The sequence below is a fragment of the Brevibacterium senegalense genome, from assembly GCF_000285835.1.
Classification (GTDB): Bacteria; Actinomycetota; Actinomycetes; order Actinomycetales; family Brevibacteriaceae; genus Brevibacterium; species Brevibacterium senegalense.
The window spans coordinates 146,177-152,176 of sequence record NZ_HE978606.1 but is presented as its reverse complement, the minus strand read 5'-3'; the positions used below and the strand labels follow the sequence as shown (position 1 = coordinate 152,176).

The window sequence follows — 6,000 nt, the reverse complement described above, 5'->3', positions numbered from 1 at the left end:
CGTCGCCGAGGCGGCGGGGGCTCCCGTCGCGCCCGCCTTGCGGGGGGCGGCGCTTCGAGGAGGATTCGACGGCGCCGTACCCCACGAGGGTCGCGCCCGATCCGCCTGCGGAGTCAGCGGCGTCCGCGGCACCCGTGGAGCCTGCGGCATCCGCCGAGCTCCCTGCGTCCTGCGAGGCCGCGGCCGGGGAGCCGGTCGTCGCAGCGGCGGCCGGGGCGGCCTCGGCGGCGGCGCTCCCGTCCGCAGAGCCGAACCGGACGATGGGGGTGCCCACCTCGACGGTGTCCCCCTCCGCGACCAGCAGCTGGGCGATGGTCCCCGCGTGGGGGCTGGGCAGCTCGACGAGAGACTTCGCGGTCTCGATCTCGACGAGGATCTGATTCACCGTCACGGAATCGCCCGCGGCGACCTTCCACGCGACGATGTCTGCTTCCGTGAGACCCTCCCCGGGATCGGGGAGGACGAAGACGTCAGACATGGTGTCCTTTCGATTGCGCGGTCGAGGCGCTCAGTAGGCGAGCGCGCGGTCGACGGCGTCGAGGATGCGGTCGAGGTCCGGCAGGTGGTGCGACTCCAGCTTGGAGGGCGGGTACGGGATGTGGAACCCGCCCGCGCGCAGCACCGGCGCCTCGAGGTGGAAGAAGCAGCGCTCCGTGATCCGGGCGGCGATCTCCGCGCCCAGGCCCAGGAAGACCGCGGCCTCGTGGGCGACGACCAGCCGACCCGTGCGCTTGACGGACGCCTCGATCGTGTCGAAGTCGATGGGGCTGAGGCTGCGCAGGTCGATGAGCTCGATGCTGGCGCCCTCCTCCGCCTTCGCCTCGACGACATCCTGGGCCGTGGGCATGAGCGGACCGTAGGACACGAGGGTGAGGTCCGTGCCCTCTCGCACGACCTGCGCGGCGTGCGTCTGCGCCCCGCGCTGGTCGATGTCCACATCGCCGCGCATCCAGTACCGACGCTTGGGCTCGAAGAACATGACCGGGTCGTCGCTGCGGATCGCGTCCTGGATCATCCAGTATGCGTCGTGCGGCGTCGACGGCGAGATGATGCGCAGGCCCGCGTGGTGGGCGAAGACCGCCTCCGGGCTCTCCGAGTGGTGCTCCGGGGAGCCGATCCCGCCGCCGTAGGGCACGCGGATGACCATGGGGATGTTCTCGTGGCCGTGCGTGCGGGCGTGCAGCTTGGCGACCTGGGTGACGATCTGGTCGTAGGCGGGGAAGATGAAGGCGTCGAACTGGATCTCCACGACGGGCCGGTACCCGCGGATCGCCATTCCGATCGACGTGCCGACGATGCCGGACTCCGCCAGTGGGGCATCGATGACGCGCTGGTCGCCGAAGTCCTTCTGCAGGCCCTCCGTCACGCGGAACACGCCGCCCAGCTTGCCGATGTCCTCGCCGATGAGCACGACCTTGTCGTCGTCCTCCATCGCCTTCCGCAGACCAGCCGTGATCGCCTTCGACAGTGGCATGGTGGTCGTCATCTCAGACGGTCTCCTCTGCACCCTCGAACGAGGCGAGGTAGGCGAGGTAGGCGTCGCGCTCCTCGTCGACGAGGGCGTGGGGCTCCGCGTACACGTGCTTCCACATGGCCTCCGGCGCCGGCGGCTCCATCGCGACGCAGGCCGCACGGATGCGGGCCGCCATCTCGTCCGCCTCCGTGTCGACCGCGGCGAACTCGCCCTCTGCGATGCCCTGCTTCTCCAGGTGGCGGCGCAGGCGCAGGATCGGGTCCTTCGCGGCCCACGCCTCCGTCTCCGCATCGCTGCGGTACTTCGTGGGGTCGTCGGCCGTCGTGTGCGCGCCCATCCGGTAGGTGAACGCCTCGATGAGCAGCGGTCCGTTGCCGGCGCGGATCGAATCGGCGCTGGCGCGGGCGACCGCGTAGGTGGCGAGCACGTCGTTGCCGTCGACCCGGATGCCGGGGACGCCGAAGCCGCGGCCGCGCTGGTTGAGCGGCACGGGGGTCTGGACGTTCGTGGGCTCGGAGATCGCCCACTGGTTGTTCTGGCAGTAGAAGAGGACCGGCGCGTTGAAGGCGCCGGCGAAGGTGAGGCCCTCCGACACATCGCCCTGCGAGCTGGCGCCATCGCCGAAGCAGGCGACCGCGATCGCATCGCGGTCCGCGTCGCCGGTGCCCACGTCGCCGTCCATCTGGATGCCCATCGCGTACCCGGTCGCGTGGAGGACCTGGGAGCCGATGACGATCGTGTACGTGTGGAAGCGGTTGGCCTGCGGGTCCCAGCCGCCGTGCGTCTGGCCGCGGAACATGCCCAGCAGCTCTGTGGGATCGATGCCGCGGGTCCAGGCCAGACCGTGCTCACGGTATGTGGGGAACACGAAGTCCTGCTTCCGCAAGGCGCGGCCCAGGCCGATCTGCGCGGCCTCCTGGCCCAGCAGCGGCGCCCAGAGGCCCAGCTGGCCCTGGCGCTGCAGCGCGTTGCCCTCCGCGTCCACACGGCGCACCAGCACCATGTCGCGGTAGAAGGCGAAGAGGTCCTCTGTCGTGAGCTCCGCGGCGAAGACGTCGTACTCGCCGGAGCTGACGCGCTCCCCCTCAGGGGTGAGCATCTGGATCATATGCGGTCCCGCCTGCCTCGTCGCACGCGCTCCCGCTGAAAGGTCGGATGTCATGATTCTCTTCCTCTCCTGGACGCTGGCTCCCGGGTGTGGGGGCCGCGCTCGGATGGTGGTGCGCCTGCGGATGTGCGGGCACGCCTAACGTGATGCTTTTCACATCAGAGCTTCACTTTACCGGAGCGCGGGAGCTGTGCCAAGCGGGGATGCACGGTGGCCCGCGCAGCCCCTTCCGTCCCGCCGCACGGGTGTGCGGCGGCGCCGACGGGATGCAGGTGCGCACCCCGTCCGCTCTTCCACCGTAGGGATCCGAACCGGGGGTTGGAGGGTCCGGACAGGAGTCGACCGGCGCAGGTGAGACAGCGCACAATCACTCCGATGTCATAGTTTGATGTCCGAGTGTTCCCTGGTGAGCGGGTCACCGCCGTGTTCCCTCCGCACTGTGCAGCTGCGTGACCCGGCCGACGAAGAACCGCTCGTTGCGGTGCTGCCACGACCGCATCCCGGGGTTCCCCTCCCGGTCGAGGCGACGGACCGTGCCGTCGTACAGGACCCCGGAGTGCGCGGCGGTGGGGCCGGCCAGCACCCGGTCGACCTCCGCCCGGGACATCCCCCGACGGGCGAGCGCGGCACGTTGCGCGGCCTCGTCCAAGTCGACCTCGAGGGTGGTCCAGTTCGATGCATCCGGATTCCGACCGCCGTCCAGGTCGGGGATGAGGTCCTGCGCGTGCTCGACGGAGAGCATGTCGATGCCGTCGTGCGGCGGGAAGTCCGTCACCGGAGCACCCACGGTGAAGACCGTCGTGACGTTGACCCGTCGCCGGAACTCCGGGTCGGATGCCAGTGAACCCGCGACCAGACCGCCCTGCGAGTATCCGACGAGCATGACCTCCTCACCGGGGTCGATCCCCGCCTCCTCGATGGCCGTGCGCACGATCGTGTGCTGGGCGGACTCGAAGCCCGCCGCGGTCTCCACGTTCGTCGTGTTGTCCGTGGTCTCCGCGCCCGCCGTCATCGACTGGCTGGTGGTCGCGGGGATGTAGACGATGTGGCGGACACGCCCGTCCGCGCCCTCGATGCGCTCGACGCGGACCGTGCCGTTGTCCCGGCCCGCGGACTGCTCCCATTCGCGCTCCCACAGCTCGCTGACCGAGCCCGGCGCGCGCAGCGGAACCGTGCGGCCCGTGCGCGGGTCGCGGGCATCCGTGCCCTGCCGGGACACGGTCACGTCGAGCGGCCGGTGGTAGCCGCCGGGCCGTGCGAGCGGCTGCTCCCCGAAGAGTCCGGCCTGCCCGCCCACCAGAAGCAGGAGCCCGGTGAGTGTCTGGGAGTCACGCGGGATGAGACCGCCCTCCCGCGGGAGGAGCGTGAGCGCCAGCGGCACGCCGGCGACGCCGGACACCGCTCCGGGCAGGACGTGCTCCAGCAGCGTACCGGTCAATCCGGAGTGCGCACCGGCCTGACGGACCAGCTCCGTCGCGCCGGCGGCCAGCGCTCCCAGCACGCGGTCCGCGCCCTGCTGTGCCAGGGCGTCCGCGTCGACGCCGGTCACCCCCTCGACCGCCTCGAACACGCCTGCCTCCCGGGCGCCCCGCCACAGGACGATCCCACCTCCCACGGTGAGCGCGAGGCCGGCCGCCAGCACGACGGTGCCGCCCTGCAGCAGGCCGAACCGGACCGCGTGACCGACCGCGTGCGAGGCGACGGTGAGGACGAGGCCGAAGGACGCCGCGAGGAGCTCGTCCGCCGCCGTGTACGCGTCCGCGCTGCCCCGCAGGCCGGCGGCGATCCCCCGCAGGGGCAGGTCCGCGCCGGCCGCGCGGGCGAAGAACTCACCGGTGACGGCCTCGAGCACGAGTCCCGTCGTCGGGGCGAGCGCGAGCGCCAGGACCGTCGCGTCGAGCTCCGCGCGCCCCAGGGTGACGAGTGCGGTCTCCAGTTCGTCCGCAAGCGCGTCCAGCACGTCCGCCTGCAGGTGCAGGTCCTCCAGGTGGGCCCGCACACCGGTGGCTCCGCCCGTGACTGTGAGGTCCGGGTCGGGTCCCACGCTCATCGGGAGGGCTCCGCGCCGGTCTGCGGGTTCCCATCGGCGCACGGGTCCGCCCGCACGGCCGGCTCCTCATGCGCCTGTGCCCCCGGGACGTGCGCCTGTGCCTCCGGGACGTGCGCCTGCACCCGGGCGAGCGCCTCCGCCAGCTGCGCGACGAGCGCGCGCTCGAGCTCCTCTGCGGGCGGACAGCGCAGCACCGTGGCGGGAGGCACGGCCACGCCCGCGGGCAGCAGCCAGCGGCTCAGCACCGCGGACACGGGGTGCGGTGCGTCTCCGGTCCCCACCAGGTGCGACAGCCGCGCGGGAGCCTCCGCCGCGGCGAACACGCCCAGGAGGACGACGCCGGGGTCCAGCATCCCGGCCTCGCCGTGCGACACGCGTCCCACAACGATCACCGTCTGCCGGGCACCGTGCGCGGCCTCCGCGATGATCGTGTGTCCTGAGTGGAGGAACCAGTGGATCGACCGCACGTGCGAGGCCGCCGCCCCTTCCAGCGCGTGCACGCAGAGACGGACACCGGGCGACACGGGCGCACCCGCGGGCGGATCCGCCGGCCCCTCGAGACGGCCAGACTGCGCGGGCACACGGGTGCTCCCGGGATCCGCCGCCGGCGCCGTACGCAGCACAGCCGGACGCAGCACCGCGGGCCACTCGCGTTCGGCGCTTCCGACCGAGCCCTGCGCACCGCGGCGCAGCGCGACCGCCAAGTCGCGCCCGTCCACCACGCACCAGGACGCGGACCCCGCCCGGTTCCCCGTCGTCGTCTCACCTCGCACGCTCACAGCAGATCTCCCTCCCGGATGAGCTCCGGCAGGCCGGGGGCGGTGAGAGCGTCGCCAGCAGCCGCCTCGGCCGCGGCGACGGAGTCGCGGACCTCCTCCAATGCGGCCACGTGCGCGCGCAGAGCCCCGATGACGGCCTCGGCCGCGGCGACCAGGGCGGTGCCGTCGCGCACCCAGGCGTCCAGAGCGGACACATAGGCCGTGCTCGCAGGTGAGCGCCACTCGAGCCACTGACCCGCGCGCCCCCGGCCCACGATGCTGTCGAGCACTCCGATCTGGGTCTCCCACACCTGCTGATCCGCCTGCAGCTCCTCGATGACGGCCGTCACCGCCGCAGCCCCGATCCCCTCCGCCACCGCTTCCCCCTACCTTCTCCCCGCACGGCCCTCGTCCTGCACGGCCGCTTTCGCGCCGCACCACCGGTCTCGCCCCCGCACGCTCGACATCGCGACCCACGGTCGACCTCACGGCCACGATCCATCGCGCCACCCGCGCGACGCACCGCGCCCTCGTCCCTGTGGATCCCCGCAGGCCCGTCCCCAGGACCGTCCGCGCGGTCCGGTCGCACCCGCGTCCCGGCCTGTGACCG

6 protein-coding genes are annotated in these 6,000 nt (G+C 72.5%); all 6 read right to left on the bottom strand.

All coding sequences use genetic code 11. From position 1 onward, the window contains the following. Window positions 1–478 (bottom strand): biotin/lipoyl-containing protein (locus tag HGBR_RS17845; RefSeq protein ID WP_040365058.1); only part of this gene is annotated, 478 nt, incomplete at its 3' end. A gap of 30 nt (window positions 479–508) precedes the next feature. Next, entirely contained in the window at window positions 509–1,486 is a 978-nt protein-coding gene (locus HGBR_RS12385) for an alpha-ketoacid dehydrogenase subunit beta (protein WP_019159663.1), read from the bottom strand. A 1-nt stretch (window position 1,487) separates the two neighbouring features. Beyond that, window positions 1,488–2,582, bottom strand: a complete 1,095-nt coding sequence (pdhA, locus tag HGBR_RS12380) for a pyruvate dehydrogenase (acetyl-transferring) E1 component subunit alpha (protein ID WP_019159662.1) — start codon at window positions 2,580–2,582, stop codon at window positions 1,488–1,490. A 415-nt stretch (window positions 2,583–2,997) separates the two neighbouring features. Next, complete coding sequence (locus HGBR_RS17840; protein WP_040365057.1) at window positions 2,998–4,632, bottom strand: serine/threonine-protein kinase; 1,635 nt, start codon at window positions 4,630–4,632, stop codon at window positions 2,998–3,000. Further along, window positions 4,629–5,411 (bottom strand): hypothetical protein, encoded by a 783-nt coding sequence (locus HGBR_RS12370; RefSeq protein WP_019159661.1) that lies wholly within the window; start codon window positions 5,409–5,411, stop codon window positions 4,629–4,631. The genes HGBR_RS17840 and HGBR_RS12370 overlap by 4 nt, the downstream gene beginning before the upstream one ends. Beyond that, window positions 5,408–5,767, bottom strand: a complete 360-nt coding sequence (locus HGBR_RS12365) for a hypothetical protein (RefSeq protein ID WP_019159660.1) — start codon at window positions 5,765–5,767, stop codon at window positions 5,408–5,410. Before HGBR_RS12365 ends, HGBR_RS12370 begins: the two co-directional genes overlap by 4 nt. Between the last annotated feature and the right edge of the window lie 233 nt (window positions 5,768–6,000).